General features: G+C 59.3%; 21 protein-coding genes. 18 read left to right on the top strand and 3 right to left on the bottom strand.

The annotated features are described in order from the left end of the window. Window positions 1-63: 63 nt before the first annotated feature. Complete coding sequence (gene gyrB / locus ACHZCJ_RS09030; RefSeq protein WP_321325777.1) at window positions 64-2,580, bottom strand: DNA topoisomerase (ATP-hydrolyzing) subunit B; 2,517 nt, start codon at window positions 2,578-2,580, stop codon at window positions 64-66. Between the two features lie 277 nt (window positions 2,581-2,857). Here gyrB and ACHZCJ_RS09025 point away from each other — a divergent pair, with 277 nt between their 5' ends. The 5 genes from ACHZCJ_RS09025 to guaA all read left to right on the top strand — a co-directional run bounded on the left by ACHZCJ_RS09025 (window position 2,858) and on the right by guaA (window position 8,430). Further along, entirely contained in the window at window positions 2,858-3,259 is a 402-nt protein-coding gene (locus ACHZCJ_RS09025) for a PaaI family thioesterase (RefSeq protein WP_321325775.1), read from the top strand. Window positions 3,260-3,424: 165 nt separating this feature from the next. Then, window positions 3,425-3,955, top strand: coding sequence for a hypothetical protein (locus tag ACHZCJ_RS09020; RefSeq protein ID WP_321325774.1), 531 nt, complete (start codon window positions 3,425-3,427; stop codon window positions 3,953-3,955). Window positions 3,956-4,322: 367 nt separating this feature from the next. Beyond that, window positions 4,323-5,885, top strand: coding sequence for a class I adenylate-forming enzyme family protein (locus ACHZCJ_RS09015; protein WP_321325772.1), 1,563 nt, complete (start codon window positions 4,323-4,325; stop codon window positions 5,883-5,885). A gap of 193 nt (window positions 5,886-6,078) precedes the next feature. Then, complete coding sequence (locus ACHZCJ_RS09010) at window positions 6,079-6,783, top strand: zinc transporter (protein ID WP_321325770.1); 705 nt, start codon at window positions 6,079-6,081, stop codon at window positions 6,781-6,783. 75 nt (window positions 6,784-6,858) lie between these two features. Further along, window positions 6,859-8,430, top strand: a complete 1,572-nt coding sequence (guaA, locus tag ACHZCJ_RS09005; RefSeq protein ID WP_321325769.1) for a glutamine-hydrolyzing GMP synthase — start codon at window positions 6,859-6,861, stop codon at window positions 8,428-8,430. A 38-nt stretch (window positions 8,431-8,468) separates the two neighbouring features. Here guaA and ACHZCJ_RS09000 read toward each other — a convergent pair whose 3' ends face one another. Beyond that, window positions 8,469-9,461, bottom strand: coding sequence for an acyl-CoA desaturase (locus ACHZCJ_RS09000; RefSeq protein WP_321325767.1), 993 nt, complete (start codon window positions 9,459-9,461; stop codon window positions 8,469-8,471). Then, window positions 9,458-9,847 (bottom strand): metalloregulator ArsR/SmtB family transcription factor, encoded by a 390-nt coding sequence (locus tag ACHZCJ_RS08995; RefSeq protein ID WP_321325765.1) that lies wholly within the window; start codon window positions 9,845-9,847, stop codon window positions 9,458-9,460. Before ACHZCJ_RS08995 ends, ACHZCJ_RS09000 begins: the two co-directional genes overlap by 4 nt. 61 nt (window positions 9,848-9,908) lie before the next feature. Here ACHZCJ_RS08995 and ACHZCJ_RS08990 point away from each other — a divergent pair, with 61 nt between their 5' ends. From ACHZCJ_RS08990 to ACHZCJ_RS08930, 13 genes are all read left to right on the top strand, one after another. Beyond that, window positions 9,909-10,202, top strand: a complete 294-nt coding sequence (locus ACHZCJ_RS08990) for a type II toxin-antitoxin system Phd/YefM family antitoxin (RefSeq protein WP_159647640.1) — start codon at window positions 9,909-9,911, stop codon at window positions 10,200-10,202. Continuing rightward, the gene (locus ACHZCJ_RS08985) at window positions 10,186-10,560 is read left to right on the top strand and encodes a type II toxin-antitoxin system VapC family toxin (protein WP_321325762.1); all 375 of its coding nucleotides are present in this window, start codon (window positions 10,186-10,188) and stop codon (window positions 10,558-10,560) included. Before ACHZCJ_RS08990 ends, ACHZCJ_RS08985 begins: the two co-directional genes overlap by 17 nt. 11 nt (window positions 10,561-10,571) lie before the next feature. Then, window positions 10,572-11,579 carry an NAD(P)-dependent alcohol dehydrogenase gene (locus ACHZCJ_RS08980; protein WP_321325760.1) on the top strand — a complete coding sequence of 336 codons (1,008 nt, stop codon included), beginning with the start codon at window positions 10,572-10,574 and terminating at the stop codon, window positions 11,577-11,579. 151 nt (window positions 11,580-11,730) lie between these two features. Continuing rightward, window positions 11,731-12,441 carry an endonuclease III gene (nth, locus tag ACHZCJ_RS08975; RefSeq protein ID WP_321325758.1) on the top strand — a complete coding sequence of 237 codons (711 nt, stop codon included), beginning with the start codon at window positions 11,731-11,733 and terminating at the stop codon, window positions 12,439-12,441. 195 nt (window positions 12,442-12,636) lie between these two features. Beyond that, window positions 12,637-13,005, top strand: a complete 369-nt coding sequence (locus ACHZCJ_RS08970) for an ArsC family reductase (RefSeq protein WP_089133301.1) — start codon at window positions 12,637-12,639, stop codon at window positions 13,003-13,005. Then, window positions 13,005-13,553, top strand: a complete 549-nt coding sequence (locus tag ACHZCJ_RS08965; protein WP_321325754.1) for a metal-dependent hydrolase — start codon at window positions 13,005-13,007, stop codon at window positions 13,551-13,553. Before ACHZCJ_RS08970 ends, ACHZCJ_RS08965 begins: the two co-directional genes overlap by 1 nt. Continuing rightward, window positions 13,523-13,804, top strand: a complete 282-nt coding sequence (locus tag ACHZCJ_RS08960; RefSeq protein ID WP_159647645.1) for a DUF427 domain-containing protein — start codon at window positions 13,523-13,525, stop codon at window positions 13,802-13,804. The genes ACHZCJ_RS08965 and ACHZCJ_RS08960 overlap by 31 nt, the downstream gene beginning before the upstream one ends. A gap of 89 nt (window positions 13,805-13,893) precedes the next feature. Further along, a complete protein-coding gene (locus ACHZCJ_RS08955; RefSeq protein WP_394700166.1) occupies window positions 13,894-14,898 on the top strand; it encodes a glycerophosphodiester phosphodiesterase in 1,005 nt (334 codons plus the stop codon). Between the two features lie 71 nt (window positions 14,899-14,969). Continuing rightward, the gene (gene panB, locus ACHZCJ_RS08950) at window positions 14,970-15,842 is read left to right on the top strand and encodes a 3-methyl-2-oxobutanoate hydroxymethyltransferase (protein ID WP_321325751.1); all 873 of its coding nucleotides are present in this window, start codon (window positions 14,970-14,972) and stop codon (window positions 15,840-15,842) included. A gap of 157 nt (window positions 15,843-15,999) precedes the next feature. Continuing rightward, a complete protein-coding gene (locus ACHZCJ_RS08945; RefSeq protein WP_321325750.1) occupies window positions 16,000-16,770 on the top strand; it encodes a tetratricopeptide repeat protein in 771 nt (256 codons plus the stop codon). Beyond that, window positions 16,767-18,101 (top strand): PQQ-binding-like beta-propeller repeat protein, encoded by a 1,335-nt coding sequence (locus ACHZCJ_RS08940; protein ID WP_159647649.1) that lies wholly within the window; start codon window positions 16,767-16,769, stop codon window positions 18,099-18,101. Before ACHZCJ_RS08945 ends, ACHZCJ_RS08940 begins: the two co-directional genes overlap by 4 nt. 31 nt (window positions 18,102-18,132) lie before the next feature. Next, window positions 18,133-19,524 carry a ribosome biogenesis GTPase Der gene (der, locus tag ACHZCJ_RS08935; RefSeq protein ID WP_321325747.1) on the top strand — a complete coding sequence of 464 codons (1,392 nt, stop codon included), beginning with the start codon at window positions 18,133-18,135 and terminating at the stop codon, window positions 19,522-19,524. Between the two features lie 120 nt (window positions 19,525-19,644). Then, a complete protein-coding gene (locus ACHZCJ_RS08930; protein ID WP_159647651.1) occupies window positions 19,645-20,058 on the top strand; it encodes an Hpt domain-containing protein in 414 nt (137 codons plus the stop codon).

The following is a 20,058-nucleotide window of genomic DNA, read 5'->3' as shown; positions in this document are numbered from 1 at the left end:
CAGACAGTTAAGCGACGGGATGGCCCATCACCATATGGCCCAAAGGCCTAAGGGCAACTGAGGCTAAATATCGAGATTGGCGACATTCAGCGCATTGTCGACGATAAATTCGCGCCGCGGTTCGACCACCTCGCCCATCAGCTTGGTGAAAATATCATCGGTGACATCAGCCTGTTCCACGGTCACCTGCAACAGGGAGCGGACTTCCGGATCGAGTGTCGTTTCCCAGAGTTGCTCGGCATTCATTTCGCCCAGACCCTTGTAGCGGGAAATTGACAGCCCTTTGCGGCCTGCGGCCATGACCGTATCGAGCAGTTCGGAGGGGCGCGTGATCAGCGTTCCTTCGGAACCGATGTCGCCATCCTCGCCATTATCCGCATCACCCGGGCTGGATTTGACCAGTCGGCTGCCGCTGCCATATGTTACGCTCTCTTCCGAGGCGAGCAGGTGCAGCTTGCGCGCTTCGGCACTTTCGAGGAATTTGGCTTCGATGATATGATGGTCGGTGACGCCGCGCCAGAATCGCTGGAACAAATAGCCGCCTTCTTCGGAGACCTCACCGGACCAGCGGCCTTCCTCGTCCACCTTGTCCATCCATGCCGCAGTCGCGTCGACCGCAGCCTGCCGTTCCGTTCGTCCGTGATCGGGGTTGAGAGCGCCGGTGAGTGCCATTCCCTCGACAATCGTGCTGTCATAGCGCCGCGGCACATAGGTCATCAGGCTTCGCATTCTGCGGGCATGTTCGATCAGGCCGCGCAGGTCTTCTCCGCTGCGTGCGCCTTCGCCGGTCTGCAGAACCATACCGTTCAGTCCGGCTTCGACCAGATACTGGTCGAGCGCATTGTCGTCTTTCAGATAGACCTCGCTCTTGCCCTTGCCGACTTTGTATAACGGAGGCTGGGCGATATAGAGATGGCCATTCAAAATGATCTCGGGCATCTGGCGATAGAAAAAGGTCAGCAGCAAGGTGCGGATATGCGCGCCGTCGACGTCCGCGTCGGTCATGATGACGATCTTGTGATAGCGCAGCTTTTCGAGATTGAAATCCTCGCGGCCAATGCCGGTGCCCATCGCCTGGATCAGCGTGCCGACTTCCTTGGAGGACAACATCCGGTCGAACCGCGCGCGCTCGACATTGAGGATCTTGCCCTTCAGCGGCAGGATCGCCTGATACATGCTGTCACGGCCCTGTTTGGCAGAACCGCCTGCGGAGTCCCCTTCCACTAAGAAAAGTTCGCATTTGCTTGCGTCTTTTTCGCGGCAATCGGCGAGTTTTCCGGGTAGCGAGGCGATATCCATCGCGCCCTTGCGGCGTGTCAGTTCGCGCGCTTTTTTCGCGGCTTCGCGGGCGGCAGCGGCATCAATCACCTTCTGGATCACCATTGCGGCGTTCTGCGGATTTTCCTCGAGCCATTCGGCGAGCTTGTCGGCCATCAGGCTTTCCAGCGGCTGGCGTACTTCAGAGGAGACCAGCTTGTCCTTGGTCTGCGAGCTGAATTTCGGATCGGGCAGTTTGACCGATACGATTGCCGACAGGCCTTCGCGCATATCATCGCCGGTCAGCTTGACCTTCTCTTTCTTGAGTGCGCCCGAGCTTTCGGCATAATTGTTAAGCGTCCGGGTCAGCGCCGAACGGAAGGCTGCCAGATGGGTGCCGCCGTCGCGCTGCGGGATGTTGTTGGTGAAGCAGAGGACATTTTCATAATAGCTGTCGTTCCACTCCAGCGCGACGTCGATGATGACATCGTCGCGGTCACCGTGAATGGCGATCGGCTCGGGCACCAGCGCAGTCTTGTTGCGATCGAGAAATTGCACAAAAGCCGCGATACCACCTTCATAATAGAGGTCGATTTCCTTCGCTTCCTCGTGCCGTTCATCGCGCAAAATGATATGCACGCCGCTGTTCAGGAACGCGAGTTCGCGATAGCGGTGCTCCAGTTTCTCGAAATCGAATTCGGTGATCTTGAAGGTCGCGGGGGACGGGAAAAATGTGACTTTCGTACCCTTTTTGACGCCCGTTTCATTGTCGGCGGGTGGTGCATCGCCGGTCACTTCCAGCGGCCGTACCGCATCGCCAAATTCGAAGCGCATATTATGCGCCTTGCCGTCGCGCCAAATATCGAGTTCCAGCCATTCGGACAGGGCGTTGACTACCGACACACCGACGCCGTGCAGGCCGCCGGAGACCTTATAGGCATTATCGTCGGAAGTGTTCTCGAACTTGCCGCCGGCGTGAAGCTGGGTCATGATGACCTCGGCCGCCGAGACGCCTTCCTCGCTGTGCATGCCGGTCGGAATGCCGCGACCATTGTCCTCGACCGAGACGCTGCCGTCGGCGTTGAGCGTGATCAGGATCAGGTCGCAATGGCCGGCGAGAGCTTCGTCGATCGCGTTATCCGATACCTCGAACACCATATGATGGAGGCCGCTGCCATCATCGGTGTCACCGATATACATGCCTGGCCGTTTGCGCACCGCGTCCAGGCCCTTGAGAACCTTGATGGAATCAGCGCCATATTCGTTCTGATTGGAAGAGTTGGAAGCATCTTCCGCTGTTTCGTTCTTGCTAATGTCACTCATAGCGCAACCATAGCCGCTGGAGCCGGCAAACCCAAGGGAAATGTAGGATTTCGGGATATTAAAATCCCCTTGATTCAATGGTTTATAAGGGTTTGAGATTGGAGGGAGAATAATGGCTCGAGGTGATGATTATCAAAATGGATAGGGGGCGAAAGCAGCCGCCGAGGGAAGTCTTCCACGGCGGCGGTCAAAAGCCCTTTCTCCCGCTGCGCCTTTGTGCAAAACAATACAATTCTTCCCGCTTTTACGCCGAAAACGAGTAAAAAGGACCCCGATCATGACCAATCCTGCCGATATGGTGCCCTTTGCCAAAACCATGGGGATTACAATTACCGAGATGGGCAAGGATGTCGTGCGCGGCGAAATGCTGGTGCGGCCGGAAATCTGTACCGCGGGGAACGGGCGGGGCAGCCCTAGCATTCACGGCGGCGCGGTGATGACCTTCGCCGATGTGCTGGGCGCGTTCGGCGGCTTTGCCAATCTGCCAGACGGTTCGAACGGCACCACCACATCGGAAAGCAAGACCAATTTCCTGAGTGCGGCCCCCGAGGGCTCCACCGTCTATGGTGTGGCGACGCCGTTCAAGATTGGCCGCCGCCAGTCGGTCTGGCAGACGAAGATCACGCTGGAAGACGGAACGCTCGTGGCCGTGGTCACGCAGACGCAGATCGTGCTGTGAGGTTCAATCCGTTCGGGCCGAGCGCGGCGAAGCATCTTTGCGTTCTCCGGCGTCCTTCGACAGGCTCAGGGCGAACGGCAGGATGGGAGTCGAATAGCCTCGGCCCCGCCGCCGCAAATATTCGCAGCTTCCCAAGGACCCTGCTTTTGCGCTAGACCTTCTGTCATGATCCGAAAAATCCTGACTATTTCTGCACTGTCGCTGGCGACGCTTGCCTGTTCCGAGACTACCCGGGTGGAGGATGACCTGTCCGAAGCGCAGACCGATCTCGTTAATCCGACGGGCCGCGAGGCGCGCCAGGGGTCGGATCCGGCTGAAAAGCCGGTGCGCATCGGTGAAGGCGGGCCGCGTTTTGATGCCTGCCAGGCGGTAGGACGGGTGCAGGGTCTGCGCGGCGGCACGCTTCCGGTCCGGATTGCCCCGTTTGATGCAGCGAAGCAGAAAGCGGAAATCGGGGAAGGTCAGCAACTGTGGATATGCACTCGCAGCATCGACCAGCAATGGTTTGGCATTGTCTATGATGACGGCGTTGTTGACGACGTCGAAGGCGCTGCAGAAAACAGCGCGACACCGGTTACCGCCAAGGGACCCGGCGATTGCGGCGTGTCCTCTCCGGTGCGCTCGAAACGTGATTATGACGGGCCGTGCAAAAGCGGCTGGGTCGAGAGCACCTTTGTGAAGCTGGTGGCGGGCTAGTTTTATCACGCGAAGCCGCTAAGGCGCGAAGAGGTAGGTGACCGGGGTATTTCAGGCCAGGGCTTTGCACATCTGCGCCAAGGACGTCATTGCGAGCGCAGCGTGGCAATCCAGGGCGGCAGGCGCTAGTGATTGGGGTGAGACGCTCTGGATTGCCGCGTCGCTGCGCTCCTCGCAATGACGATGATCTGCCCAGATTTTGGAATTTGCAGCGACAACCTTCAAGCTGGGTCTACGCCGCATCGTCAATAATTATCACCCTTAGCGCCTTCACGTCTTCGCGTGAAAATCTTCCCTACCTGTTCAAAAGAACAAGCCGCGCGGAAAGCCATTGCATCTCAAACCGATATGCGGAATTAATCGCTTGATGAAACATATAGACCCCGCCCGCTATCTCGAGCAGCCCTTTGGCCATCTCGCTGATCTGATCAACGCCCATGCGCTCAACCAGCCCGACCGGATCGCGCTGGATGACAGCGGGGAGAAGTTCAGCTGGGCGGAGACCGCGGCTCAGGTTAACCGGATTGCGGCGCAGTTGCAGGCGGACGGGCTGCAAAAGGGGCAGGCGGTTGCGATTCTGGGGACCACCACGGTGCGCTATGCGCTGGCCTATCTCGGCGCGATTGTTGCGGGTGGTTGTGCGGCGCCGCTAACGACTTCGGCGACGCCGACGCAGCTGGCGAACATGATGCGCGACAGCGGCGCGATGCATTTGTTTATAGATAGCGCCAAGCGCGCCGAGCTGCTGGAGAGCGGGGAAGAGCTGCCGCCGCTCAAACATGTCATGATGGATGGTGCGGTTGACGACGCGCCGATGATGTTCGACTGGATGGCGGACGACGGCGCGGTCCCAGCTGATCCGGGCGTTGGCCCGAGCGATCCCTATAATATCATCTATTCCAGTGGCACCACGGGCACGCCCAAGGGCATTGTCCACAGCCGCCAGATGCGCTGGTATCATGCCGCGGTGGGCGAGGCGACCGGATATGGCAAGCCCGGTCAGGTCACCTTGCTGTCGACGCCGCTCTATTCGAACACCACGCTGGCGCTGTTCACTCCGACGATCGCCTATGGCGGGACGGTGGTGCTGATGGGCAAGTTCGATTGCCAGCGCTGGCTGGAACTCGCGCAAGAACACCGCGCGAGCCATACGATGCTGGTGCCCGTGCAATATCAGCGGCTGATGGATTTTGCAGGCTTTGACGATTTTGATCTCGGCAGCCTGACCCATAAATATTGCACCAGCGCGCCCTTCTCGGCGGAGCTGAAGGCGGAAGTGCTCAAACGCATGCCGGGCGGGCTGATCGAGATTTATTCGATGACCGAGGGCGGCGTGGTCTGCCTGTTGCTGTGCCACGAGCATCCGGACAAGCTGCACACGGTCGGCATCGCCTGGGGCGGCAGCGAGGTGATTACGGTGGACGAGGAGCTCAACCGGCTGCCCGCGGGCGAAATGGGCGAGCTGGTCGGCCGGTCGCAGACGATGATGTCGGGCTACAAGAACCAGCCGGAGAAGACCGAGGAAGCCAGCTGGTATGACGAAAATGGCGACCGCTGGCAGCGGATGGGCGATATCGGCAAGGTTGACGAGGACGGCTTCATCACATTGATGGGCCGGACCAAGGATATGATCATTTCCGGCGGCTTCAATATCTATCCCCGCGATCTGGAGGAGGCTTTGATAGCGCAACCGGGTGTCGCCGATGCCGCCGTGATCGGCGTCGCTTCGCGGCAATGGGGCGAGACGCCGGTCGGCTTCGTCGTGGCGGACGCCGGTGTGACGCTTGATCCGGAAGCGCTGAAGGCGGCGACCAACGCCAATCTCGGCAAAACCCAGCGGCTTTCCGAACTGCGCCTGATCGACGAACTGCCACGCAGTCATATCGGCAAGATATTGAAGACGGAATTGCGGGATATGGCCGAGGGATAGGATGAACCCCGGGACTATCCGATGGTGCGCTTGGACGGAATGCTTTTTAGTTCGCGCAATGCCGGGGCCGGAGCGCTGAAAATAACCTGTCTCTGGCGACGGGAATTCCGGAGATGGTCCCCTGCCTGCGCAGGGGCACTGCTCGTTACTACGGGCTCGGGCAACCTAGTTTGATGAGGAGCGTTATCCCGACATGTTGATGACTTTTCTTGTCGTGGCGGTGGTGTCGGCGGCGCTGATCGCCGGGGCGCTCTGGGGTATCTACGGCAAATTGTCGCGCAAAACCGAGGGCTTTGTCATAGCGCTTGCCGGGGGCGCGCTGATCGTCTCGCTGGTCAGCGAACTGATCCAGCCAGCGGTCGCGCAAAGCAACCTGTGGGTCGGGCTGGGCGCGGTGGCAGCCGGGGCCATGGTCTTTTCCGTTGTCGATTACTGGATCGACGAAAAATGGGGCGCGGAAGGCGGCGGCGGTTTGCTGGCCGCGATCACGCTGGACGGCGTGCCGGAAAATCTGGCGCTCGGGGTGGCGCTGATCGGGGCGGCGCCGATTGAAGTGGCGGCGCTGGCCGGATCGATACTGCTCTCCAATCTTCCCGAAGCAGCGGGTGGTGCCAAGCAGATGGTCGGCAATGGGTTGTCAAAGGGCAAGACGCTGGGGCTCTGGGCGCTGACCGCACTGATCCTGTCGGCCGCCGCGATCGTCGGAAATTTTGCACTCGAAGGCGTCTCGCCGCACGTGCTGGCCGCGACCCGCTGTTTTGCCGCCGGTGCGGTGGTGGCCTCGCTGGCGACCGAAGTTTTCCCCAAGGCCTATAAGGAAGACCAGCACATGGCTGGTGTCGCAACCGCCATTGGCGTGATCCTGGCGGTTTTTATCGGCACATTTGCCAGCGCCTGAGCCAGGGCGTATTTTGCCGCCGTAGACGACAAAGGCACTGGACTCAAAAGAGGTGGCCCACTAAGCGCCTAAGCTATGTCCATAGCCCATGAAGAAACCATCCTGATCGTCGATTTCGGCTCTCAGGTCACGCAGCTTATTGCCCGCCGGGTGCGCGAGGCGGGGGTCTATTCGGAGATTGCTCCGTTCAACAGCGCGGAAGAGGCCTTTCACCGGCTGAAACCGAAGGGGATCATCCTCTCCGGATCGCCGGCCGGTGTGCCCGAGGAAGGCAGCCCGCGGGCGCCGGATGTGATTTTCGAAAGCGGCTTGCCGGTCCTCGGCATCTGCTACGGCCAGCAGGTGATGACCCACCAGCTGGGCGGCCAGGTGGAATCCGGCGATGGTGGCCAGTTTGGCGGCGAGTTCGGACGTGCCTTCATCGAGATCAGCGAAGAATGCGTGTTGTTCGATGGTCTGTGGAAGGTCGGCGAGAAGCACCAGGTCTGGATGAGCCACGGCGACAAGGTTACCGAATTTGCACCGGGATTCCGGATCGTCGCGACCACCGAAGGCGCGCCCTTCGCCCTGATTGCCGATGACGAGCGGCGCTATTATGGCACCCAGTTCCACCCCGAGGTCGTGCACACGCCCGATGGCGGCAAGATGATCGCCAATTTCGTCCGCCATGTCTGCGGCTGCGCTGGCGACTGGACGATGGCCGAATTCAAGGCGGCCAAGATCAAGGAAATCCAGGAGCAGGTTGGCGACAAGAAAGTCATCTGCGGTCTGTCCGGCGGCGTTGACAGCGCGGTGGCAGCGGTGCTGATCCACGAGGCGATCGGCGACCAGCTGACCTGCGTCTTTGTCGATCACGGCCTGATGCGGATGGGCGAGGCGGATCAGGTGGTCAGCCTGTTCCGTGAACATTATAAAATGCCTTTGGTCCACCGCGACGTGGAGGAGATGTTCCTCTCCGGTCTGGCCGGTGTCACTGACCCGGAAAAGAAACGCAAGTTTATCGGCGCGACCTTCATCGACGTGTTTGACGAAGAGGCGAAAGCGGTCGGCGGCGCCGATTTCCTCGCCCAGGGCACGCTCTATCCCGATGTGATCGAGAGCGTCTCCTTCACCGGCGGGCCAAGCGTGACGATCAAGTCACACCATAATGTCGGCGGCTTGCCGGAACGCATGAACATGAAGCTGGTCGAGCCGCTGCGCGAATTGTTCAAGGACGAAGTTCGCGATCTCGGCCGTGAACTGGGGCTGCCGGAAATTTTCGTTGGCCGCCATCCGTTTCCCGGACCCGGACTGGCCATCCGTATTCCCGGCGAAGTGACCAAGGAACGCTGCGACATATTGCGCAAGGCCGACGCCATCTATCTTGAGGAAATCCGCAACGCCGGTCTCTATGACGCGATCTGGCAGGCCTTTGCTGTACTGCTGCCGGTGAAAACCGTCGGCGTGATGGGCGACAGCCGCACCTATGACAGCGTCTGCGGCCTGCGCGCGGTTACCAGCACCGACGGCATGACCGCCGACGTCTACCCCTTCGACGCCAGCTTCCTGACCCGCGTATCGACGCGGATCGTCAACGAGGTGAAGGGGATCAACCGGGTGGTCTATGATTATACGAGCAAGCCGCCGGGGACGATCGAGTGGGAATAAATCGGACACAGCGTGCATCCGGGGGATGCACGCCCGATTTATTCGGCGACGTGAGGAGTCGCATGGCTTGTACCAAGTCCAAGGCTCGTAGCCGCGTCTCTGGCACGATCGCTTTCAGCCGTCACGCCTTCTCTGGGCGGTAGGTTTTCCGGCAGTTTGATATTTCTGGCCAAGCCCCAAAATGCTAAAAGCTGGATGAAATTATAACCAAGATCAATCTGGCCCTTATACAGGCCATGTCGTGCTGAGGCAGGGAAAGCATGGTGATTACTGTGCCAGCTCTCCCCGACAGTAGGGATGGCCAGCCAGCGGGCATTATATCCCTGAATTGCTGCATCATCGACGGACCAGTCTTGCGGTCCATTAGTATGCGCAACATGAGCGATATACCAATGCATGGTAACACACGCCGCTACCCGAACAAAGATACCCCAAACCACCCATGGCCAACCGCCGAGCGCATAGAGGGCCAAAGCGAGCGGGATTTGGTGCGCCATCCATGTTTTTTGTAGAAACAGATAAAAAGGATCATCGCTAATTCCCGGCCCAGGATCAAAGTTTGGCGGATTTTTCAATTTCAGACGGAAGTTGAGATAATAGAAGCCATCGGCAAGCACTGGCTTGCCGTGACGTAAAAACCAGTGGCAATCCGGCTGCCGCTGAGCCCAATCACGCAGATCATGCAGTCCTATCGTCCAAATAGGGCCGCCCATGCCCACGAGTACGCCGACCCAAATCATGAAACGCTCTAACCATTTCGGGCATTCAAAGCTTTGATGAATTAGCCTTCTATGAAAGCCAACCGAGTGACCGACGCAAAGTGTAATGCCCGACAACAAAATAAAAACTGCTAAAGCGCTCCATGAGAAGGTAAGCGGCCCGAAAATTAAGGCGGTAGCCAAGATCGATGTGTTCCAGATAGAACGGACGGGATCCCATACCAACTCGCCATCAACGGCATTGGCCTTTTCCAAACCACTCAGGGAATTGACCTTATAAGCACCGGAGGCCGCACCGTCAGCTATGTTCATGATGGCTCTCCGGTGATGCTTCGATTTTTCTTTCGCTCTGCACTCAATTTGCGAGCCTCAGGGCAAAACGGGGTCAAAAAACCATATAAATGATTGGTCAATCGGTCAGCTGCAACGCTGTAAATAACATGCTGCCCCCTTTTTTGCTGATGGATTAGTCCTGCAGAATGGAGGACTGAGAGATGTTTTGATATTGATGGCATAGCCATGTCGAATTTTTCTGCGATTTCCCCCACCGTCATTGGTCCGCCAGCCAGATGATTCAGAATTCGGCGTCTTGGATTGGAGGCCAAGGCTTTGAAAGCATTTTCCATAGATACTTTCCTAAATAGGAAAATATCTAAATGCAATAGTATCTGGATGATGATCAATTGTTCATCAAGCAAGTTTCAATGTTGCTGCCCCAATCTTGACCAATCTTCTTGGTCAAGCTATATTGGCCAAGCAATGACCATCCATGTCAATATCGGCGAAGCCAAGACCCGGCTTTCGGAACTTGTCGCAGCGGCGCTGCGCGGGGAAGAGGTGATCCTGCAAAAAGCGGGCGTGCCGAAGCTGAAGCTGGTGCCGATTGAAATAGCCAACCGGGCGGAGCGCGAAGAAATTGCGCGGCGGCGGGTGCAGGCGGTCGGGGCGTTCAAGGAAGAGTTTAAGGGCTTTGATCTTAGTCTTGAAGCACTGAAAGCCGACCGGGGCGATCCCGAGGAGCGGTTCCGGAGGAAATTTGGATCTGCTGATTGACACCCATGTGCTGGCGTGGATCGGAGATGACGACCCGCGCTTGAGCCACAACTTTCTTGCTGAATTACCAAATGTCGACAATCGGCTGTTCGTCAGCGCCGTGACGGCCTACGAATATAGTGATCTGCTGGGGCGGGGCCGTTTTCCGGCCAGCGTTCCGCTTTCCAGATTTCAGCGAAAACTGGGGTTTCACCTACTCGATTTTCCAGCCGGCCTATGGGAAATTGCGACCGAATTGCCCGATATTCATCGTGACCCGGTTGACCGGATGCTGATAGCTCATGCGATTGTGCTGGGCCTGACACTGGTCACCGCCGACAAGAATATTCACCATTATCCGGTCAAAACCCTCTGGTAAGGCACAACCCCATGAAAGCCATCCAACTGCACGCCCCCGCCTCGCTCGACAATCTCAAGCTGGTCGATCTGCCGGAACCGGCGGCGCCCGGACCCGGCGAAATCGCGGTGCGGCTGCGCGCTTCCAGCCTCAATTTTCATGATTATGCCGTGGTCACGGGAATGATCCCAACCGCCGAGAAGCGGATCCCGATGTCCGACGGCGCTGGTGAAGTCACCGCCGTGGGCGAGGGTGTCAGCGAGTTCAAAGTGGGGGATCTGGTGGTTTCGACCTTCTTCCCCGACTGGATCGACGGTGCGCCGCCCGAAGGCGGGTTCAAGCGTGTGCCGGGCGACGGGATCGACGGCTATGCGGTCGAACAGGCGATTGGCGCGACGACTTCGTGGACCCACGCGCCCGCAGGCTATAGCGCCGCCGAGAGCGCGACCCTGACCTGCGCCGGCCTGACCGCCTGGCGCGCCCTGTTTGTCGATGGCACGGTCAAGCCGGGTGACACGGTGCTGGTACAGGGCACCGGCGGCGTTTCCATCTTCGCGCTGCAATTTGCCAAGGCGGCCGGTGCGACGGTGATCGCGACATCCTCTTCCGACGCCAAGCTGGAGCGGTTGCAGGAACTCGGTGCCGACCATCTGATCAACTATAAGGAAATCGAGGCCTGGGGGCCGAAGGTGCTCGAGCTGACCGGTGGCAAGGGTGTCGACTGCGTCGTCGAGATCGGCGGGCCGGGCACGCTCGACCAGTCGATGATGGCAACCCGGATCGGCGGCCATATCGCCCTGATCGGCGTGCTCACCGGCTTTGCCGGGCCGGTGCAGACCGGCCTGTTGATGGGCAAGAATCTGCGCGTGCAGGGTCTGACCGTGGGCAGCCGGGCGCAGCAACAGGACATGATCGCGGCCATTGAAGCCAATGGCCTGAAACCGGTGCTCGACAAGCATTTTCCGCTCGCCGACCTGGGCGATGCGTTCCGCCATCAGGAATCGGGACAGCATTTCGGCAAGATCATTGTCGATATCTGATCGATGAGGCGGCGACCGGCTTCTTCAAGGCGCTTCGCCTTGATGCGCAGCCGGTTGTGACCATTGGCCGACGCATTGACTGACCGACCGGCTTCAGGGGGGGGGGGCTGATAGCCTTGCTACCGACCGGCGGCTCGGCCATATTCCGCTGATGCAACTCGACCTCGGCCCTGATCATCGCATGGAAATTCTGGGCAGGATGCACGGCAGTCTGATCAAGCGGTTCGGCCGGGTGATGCCGGTCGACGATATGCGCCGCGATCCCATGTGGGTTCTGGTACAGGGCGTGATCGGCGCGCGCGCGAAAACCGCGGTGTCCAACGCCAATACCGATCGGTTGATCGCCGAATACGGGTCGTGGGAGCGCGTTGCCGAGGCGCCTGTCGGGCAATTGCGGAACCATTTGCAGACCGCCACTTTTCCGGGGATGGCGGCAGAGCGGCTCAAGGCCTGCCTCAACGACATTATCGCGCGGTGCGGCAAGGCCAGCCTGGAGCATCTCGGATCCATGGAGACGGCGGACGCGATGGATTGGCTGGAGACTCTGCCCGGGATTGCGCGCAAGATCAGCGCCGGGATCATGAATACCAGCCATTTCAATCGCAAAGCGCTGGTGCTCGATTCCGGCCATCGGCGCGTGGTGCAGCGCATGGGTCTGGTACCGGCCAGGGCCGATACCAGACGCGCTTATGACGAACTGATGCCGCTGATGCCGCCGGAATGGTCGGCGGAGGATCTGGACGAGCACCATCTGCTCGGCAAGCGCCTTGCCCAGACCATCTGCCGGCCGAAACGACCGGATTGTCCATCCTGTCCGCTGCGGGCCGATTGCGATACCGGATCTGCAACCGTACCGGCCTGACGGATGCAAAGACTGCCGACAGGACCGCGCGGCAACTGGAACAACGCAGTCCCGATTGGGCCTTGCGCGACGAACATTTCTGGCTAATTCAGTTCCGGAAGCGAATTTGCACGGCCCGGAGCCCGAAAAGCGACCATTGTCCGGTCGCTGACCTGTGTCTCTGGGGCGACGTGCAGCAAAAACAGGATCAGGCCCATGAGCAACGAAACCAAAATGTACGGCATTTCCAATTGCGACACGATCAAGAAGGCGCGCAACTGGATGGAGAAAAACGGCATCAACTATGTCTTCCACGACTATAAAAAGTCGGGAATCAGCAAGGAAAAGCTGGAAATGTGGGTGATGCAGGTCGGCTGGGAGGCGCTGGTCAACAAGCGCGGTACCACTTTCCGCAAACTGCCCGACATGGTGAAGGAAAATATTGGCGATGATACGGCGGTGATGGTGATGGCGGAAAACCCCAGCATGATCAAACGCCCGGTGCTGGAACATGGCGACGAACTGGTGGTCGGTTTCAAGGCGTCGGATTATGAAGCAGCGGGTCTGACAGCGCGCAACAGCTGATGCCGACGATCATATCCCATGCTGCGGTGCCGCTTGCGGGCGCGTTGATCTTGGGACGGGGTCGGCTTGCCCTGCCGGTGATCGCAACCGGATTGATATTCGCGATGCTCCCCGACGCCGATGTGATCGGCTTCCGGCTTGGCATCGCATATGGCGACAGTTGGGGACATCGCGGCGCGACCCATAGTCTGCTCTTTGCCGCCGCTGCAGCACTGTTCGCCACGGCCTTGCTGCGGCCACAGCGATATGGCGTGGCGGCGGCTTTTCTATTTGTCTCGATGGCCTCGCACGGTGCGCTGGATATGCTCACCAATGGCGGTCTGGGCGTGGCTGTGTTCTGGCCATTCGACGAGATACGCCATTTCGCTCCGTTTACCCCGATTGCCGTATCGCCGATCGGGATTTCCGATTTTATCAGTGGCCGTGGCATTAAAGTGTTATATTCCGAAGCTATCTGGATTTGGATACCGTTGACACTGGTTGCCGCAGCTTTTGGTATCAGGAAAAGGACAAGCAAATGGTTCAGGCAAAATGGAACGGCACGGTGATCGCCGACAGCGACGACACGGTCGTGGTAGAGGGCAATCATTATTTCCCGCGCGATGCGGTCTGGTCAAAATATCTGATGCATAGCGATACGACCAGCCATTGTCCCTGGAAGGGTGATGCAGCCTATCATAGCCTGATCGTCGAGGGCGAAATCAACGAGGATGCGGCCTGGTATTATCCGGCGCCAAAGGAAGCGGCCGCAGAAATCAAGGGACGGGTTGCCTTCTGGAAAGACGTAGAGATCGGGTGATGAGGATCGGGCGCATTGTCCTGCCGATCCTGTGGGCGCTGGCGCTGGCCGGATGCGGCGCGCAGGCGGAACAGGCAGGAAAAACCGGCATGACCATGACAACGCTTACCGGAGAGCCTCCGATCATCATCGCCCATCGCGGCGCCAGCGGGGAGCGCCCCGAACATACGCTGGCGGCCTATCGGCTGGCGATCGAACAGGGGGCAGATTTTATCGAACCCGATCTGGTGTTGACCAAAGACGGCATTTTGGTGGCCCGGCACGAGAATGAAATCGGCGGCACCACTGATGTTGCCGACCGGCCGGAATTTGCCGGTCGCAAAGTCACGAAAATTATCGATGGCCAAGAATTTTCCGGCTGGTTCACAGAGGATTTCACCCTCGCCGAGCTGAAGACATTGCGGGCCAGAGAACGGTTGCCCGACCTGCGGGCGGGCAACATGCCATATGATGGCCAGTACGAGATCCCGACTTTTGAAGAGGTGTTGCAACTGCTCGAAACGCATGCGGTCAAGACGGGCAGGCGGATTGGCGTCTACCCGGAGACCAAGCATCCGAGCTATTTTGCAACACTGGGGCTGAACCACGAGGCACCGATGCTCCGGTTGCTCAAGCAATATGGCTTTGATGGCGCGGATGATCCGGTCTTCATCCAGTCGTTCGAAGTCGGCAACCTTAAGGCGCTGGCCAGAAATACCGAAGTCCGGCTGGTGCAACTGGTGGCCGGGGAGGGCGGGCCACCCGACATCGCCGGGCAAACCTATGCGTCCATGGTATCCCCGTCCGGTCTGGCCGCCATTGCCGCCTATGCTGACGGGGTCGGACCGTCCAAGGATATGGTGATCGGCCGCAATGCCATCGGTCAGCTGGGCGAACCGACCGGCCTGGTCGCGGCCGCGCACGAGGCCGGTCTTGTGGTTCACCCGTGGACCTTCCGCCGTGAAAATTATTTTCTGCCGACCGATCTGAAGAGCGGCATCGATCCGCGCGAGCCGGGCGATCTGGCGGGCGAAATACGTGCATTTGTCGCCGCCGGCGTGGATGGACTTTTCAGCGACAATCCGGCTCAGGCGGTGACAGCTGTAAGGCAATAACCGCGAAGCTGGCCATATCCTCCATCGTCGCTTATTGAGGCCAGTCCGATAACGTTCTGCTGAGGATAGCCATGTCCACGACCTTCAAACTCGATACGTCCACCAGTCGCGCCAATCCCCGGCCCCAGCCGATGCGGCGCCTGTCCGTGCCGAAAATCCAGGGCCGCAAGGTTGACGGGGTGACGGCGGAGCCGGTGGTGATGCTGACCGCCTATACCGCGCGCACAGCGCAATTGCTCGATGCGCATTGCGATATGCTGCTGGTCGGCGATTCGCTGGCGCAGGTGATTTACGGCCTTGATTCAACCATTCCGGTCACGCTGGAGATGATGTGCAACCATGGCGCGGCGGTGGTTCGCGGCAGCTATCATAGCGTCGTCATCGTCGACATGCCTTTCGGTTCCTATGAAGCCTCGCCGGAACAGGCCTATGAAAGCGCGGCGCGGATATTGAAGGAAACCGGTGCGGCTGCGGTCAAGCTTGAAGGCGGGGAAGTGATGGCCGAAACCGTCGCATTCCTTGTCCAGCGCGGTATTCCGGTGGTTGGCCATGTCGGTCTGACGCCGCAGGCGATCAACGTGCTCGGTGGCTATGCAGCGCGCGGGCGCAGCGATGCCGAGGCGAAGAAGATCGTCGGCGATGCGGTGGCGCTCGACAAGGCGGGTGCCTTCGCAATTGTGCTGGAGGGCGTGCTCGAACCGATCGCGATCGAGGCGACGAGGGCGGTCAATGCGATCACCATCGGTATCGGCGCGTCCGCGCAATGCGACGGCCAGGTGCTGGTGACCGAGGACATGCTCGGCATGTTCGACCGCACGGCCCGCTTTGTGAAACGCTATCATAATATTGCCGAACAGATTGACCAGGCCGCCGAGCAATATGCCGGAGAGGTCCGGGAACGCGCGTTTCCGGGCCCCGACCAGCTCTATCAACCGAAAAAATAGCGATATTTCTTCTATTCCGCCGATCCGTTGTTCAGCCTGTGGAAATGGTCAATAGACTTTTACATTTGCTATCGCGGACGCTAAAGGACAGCCGATTGCATAATGTCTTTGCCTGACCGGCGAACAGGACATGCGAAACAGAATTGAGGAAGCCAGCTTGGCCAAAGACAAAGATAAAGCCCCGGAAGAGAAGCCGGACCAGCAAGAACAGGTATTTCTGCGGGAAGTCGATGAGGCGGTGCGCGAGGACCAGCTGAAAACCATCGTGACGCGCTACGGGATCTGGATTTTCGCAGCTATCGTTCTCGCTCTGGGCGCACTGGCTGGCTGGATCTTCTGGCAGAATAGCCAGAATGAAGATGCCGGTCTGCGCAGCGAGGAATATGTCGCGGCCATCGACAGCATCCGCCAGAATAATCTGGACGGCGCCGCAACCGCGCTTGAGCCCCTGACGGAGGCCGAACAAAGCGGCTATCGGGCCGCAGCGCAAATCCTTCGGGCAAGCATCGCGCTGGAGAAAGATGATCCGAAAACAGCAATCGCCGGCTATGCCAAGGTTGCTGCCGACGACAGCCTGCCAAAGCCGTTTCGCGATCTTGCCTTGATCCGCCAGACGACCGCTGAATTCGATACGCTCAAGCCGCAGCAGGTGATCGACCGGCTGAAGCCGCTTGCGGTGCCGGGCAACCCCTGGTTCGGGAGCGCCGGCGAAATGGTGGCGATTTCTTATCTGAATTTGAACAAGTCGGATCTGGCGGGGCCGCTTTTCGCCCAGCTGGCAAAAGACGAGAGCGTTCCGGCGACGATCCGGTCGCGCGCATTGCAGATGGCCGGCGTCGAGGGCATTGACGCTGTCGAACCGGGCGGCGATGATAATGAAGTTGCACCGCCAACTGTGGTTGCGACCGAGGGAGAATCCAAGGAATGATTTCCGGTAAGACACTGATCGCCAGCCTGCTGACTCTGTCACTGCTGTCCGGCTGCAGCATTTTGGGCGGCGGCGATGGCGATGACAAGAAGAACACGCCGACGCTGGGCAAGCGCACGCCGATATTGAGCGGTGAAAGCGGCGCGGAAGTCGATCCCGCACTGGCCTCGATTGCCGTGATCCTGCCGGCTCCTGTGGCCAATAGCGAATGGGCGCAGTCGGGCGGAAACGCAAGCAAGTCGATTGGTCATATCGCCTTGCCGGGCAGTCTGGAACGGGTTTGGACCGCCAATATCAGCGGCACCACCAAGCGGGAACGGCTGGCAGCGGCGCCGGTGATATCCGGCGGACGGCTGTTCGCAATCGACACGGAAGCCATGGTGCATGCCTTCGACGCTGCAACCGGTGCAAAAATCTGGTCATCGCAGATCGAGGTCAAGGGCGACGGCTCCAATTCGCGTTTCGGCGGTGGTGCGAGCGTCTTGGGTGAGGTCGTCTACGCAACCAACGGCGTCGGCGATGTCGTCGCGCTCAATGCGGCTGATGGCAGCCAGATATGGAAAGTCCGGCCGGCTGGACCGCTGCGCGGCTCGCCGACGATCTCAAATGGCAATGTCTATGTAATGACCCAGGACAACCAGATTTACGCGCTCAGCATGGCAGACGGTTCGGTGCAGTGGAACGAAGCCGGTACGGTCGGACTGGCCGGAATTTTCGGTGTCGCCGCTCCTGCCGCCGGACAGGGCACGGTCGTCGCCGGCTATTCTTCCGGCGAGCTGACCGCCTATCGATACGAAAATGGTCGCAACCTCTGGAATGACGCACTGGCGCGCACGAGCATCTCGACCTCGGTGGCAACCTTGTCCGATATTGATGCCGATCCGGTGATCGATCGCGGACGGGTCTTCGCGCTGGGACAGGGCGGCCGTATGGCTGCCTATGAGCTGGTCACCGGCCAGCGTATCTGGGAACTGAACATTGCCGGTATCGCCACACCCGTTGTCGCGGGCGAGTGGGTATTCGTCTTGACCGACGATGCAAAACTGCTGTGCATCGCACGGCCGAATGGCAAGGTTCGCTGGATCAGCCAGCTCGCCGCATTCCGGAACGAGAAAAAGAAGAAGAACCCGATCAACTGGACGGGGCCGATATTGGCTGGCAACCGACTGATCGTAGCCAGCACCGAAGGCGAAATCGTGTCGATTTCGCCGGGTGAGGGATCGAGCCAGACGCTGTTTGAGCTGAACGACGGCGTTTCGCTGCCGCCGGTTGCCGCGGGTGGCATGCTATATATTCTCGACGACAGCGGCCGGATTTCCGCGTTCCGCTGAGGATCAGAACCAAAGGATAGGGACCGGCTCCATGCTGCCCAATATCGCTATTATCGGTCGACCGAATGTCGGCAAATCAACCCTGTTCAACCGTCTGGTTGGCAAGAAGCTGGCGCTCGTCGACGACACGCCCGGGGTGACGCGCGATCGTCGCGAAGGGGCGGCCAATCTGCTGGGGCTCGAATTTAATATCATCGACACCGCGGGCTATGAGGATGAGGATCCGAAAAGCCTGCCTGGCCGGATGCGCAAGCAAACCGAACTGGCGGTAGCCGGGGCGGAACTGGCGATATTCGTGATCGATGGCCGGGCGGGCCTGACCCCACTCGACGAGGAAATCGCCCGCTGGCTGAGAAGCGCGAAAACTCCGGTTGTCCTGCTGGTTAACAAGGCCGAGGGCAAAGCGGCGGAAGCCGGCATATTGGAAAGCTATTCTCTCGGTTTCGGTGATCCGATCCCGTTCAGCGCCGAGCATGGAGACGGTATCGCCGACCTGTTCCAGGCTATCCAGCCCTATGTCGAGAATTTCAGGGCGGCTGCCGCGGAAGAACCAACCGACGAGTCGGCTCCGCTGAAACTGGCGATCGTTGGCCGCCCGAACGCGGGCAAGTCGACGCTGATCAACAAGATGCTGGATGAAGACCGGATGATTACCGGGCCGGAAGCCGGGATCACCCGCGACAGCATCACCGTCGACTGGGTCTGGCATGATGATGCCCTGACCGAGGAAGAGAAGCTGGATGGTATAGAGCCGGACCGGCAGGTCAGACTGATTGACACCGCCGGAATGCGCAAAAAGGCCAAGGTCAATGACAAGCTGGAAAAGCTGGCCGTGGCCGATGCCCGCCATGCGGTCGACTTTGCCGAAGTGGTGGTGCTTTTGCTCGATGCGACCAAGGGACTGGAAGCACAGGATCTGCGGATCGCCGACCATGCAATCCAGGAAGGCCGCTGTCTGGTAATCGGCATCAACAAATGGGATGTTGCCGAAGGGCCGAGCAAATTGTTCAACGGCATCCGGGCGGCGCTTGATGACGGCCTTGCGCAAGTCCGCGACGTGCCGCTGATTGCCGTGTCGGCCTTTACCGGCAAGGGTATCGACCAGTTGATGAAGGCTGCGTTCAAGGCACGACGGATCTGGTCGCAGCGGGTTTCGACCGGTAAGCTGAACCGCTGGTTCGAGGATGCGATTAGCGAAAACCCGCCCCCGGCACCCGGCGGGAAGCGGATCAAATTGCGCTATATCACCCAGGCCAAGACGCGGCCGCCTTCATTCGTCATTTTCGGAACGCGGGTCGACGATTTGCCGGAGAGCTATCGCCGCTACCTGGTCAACGGTATCCGCCGCGAACTGGGCTTCGGCGGCGTCCCGGTGCGACTGATCATTCGCGCACCCAAAAACCCTTATCATGAAAAAGATTGAATTCTCCGTAGCTTGTTAGAAAAACCGGCAGTTTTCTGGGCCTGGTAACTAAGTTTTTACAGGTTCTGCCCTATGTTCGGGGAGGATAGCGTATTTCCGCTATTGCGCCGGGAGCGTTCTGTGGGACCAGTAGAAAGCGAACTGATTGACTGGAAGGTCTGGGCGGACACCCGCTCGGCTCTGGGGCCGCATTTCGTCCGGATTCTGGGCTATTTCCGTGAAGATGGCTACCAGTCGGTGGACAAGATCGAAGAAGCGATGCGGGCCAACGATCCTGCAGCCATGGTGCTGGCAGCGCACAAGCTGAAAGGCGAGGCGCTGCAACTGGGTGGCATGAAATTGAGCATTGCAGCGGAAACGATCGAAATGACCGCCCGCGCCTGTGTTGAACATCACGAGACGCCAGAAGAGCTTATCGAACTGGTGGTAGCACTACGGCCGATGTTCGAGGATACGCTGGCCATATTGGACAGGGGAACCAGCCCGCTGGTGCAGCAGCGGCAGCCGACCGGCTTTGGCCGCCGGTTCGGCTGA

Source organism: uncultured Parasphingorhabdus sp., assembly GCF_963677535.2.
GTDB lineage: Bacteria > Pseudomonadota > Alphaproteobacteria > Sphingomonadales > Sphingomonadaceae > Parasphingorhabdus.
The sequence above is the reverse complement of the archived record's forward strand: the minus strand, read 5'-3'. Positions and strand labels throughout refer to the sequence as shown.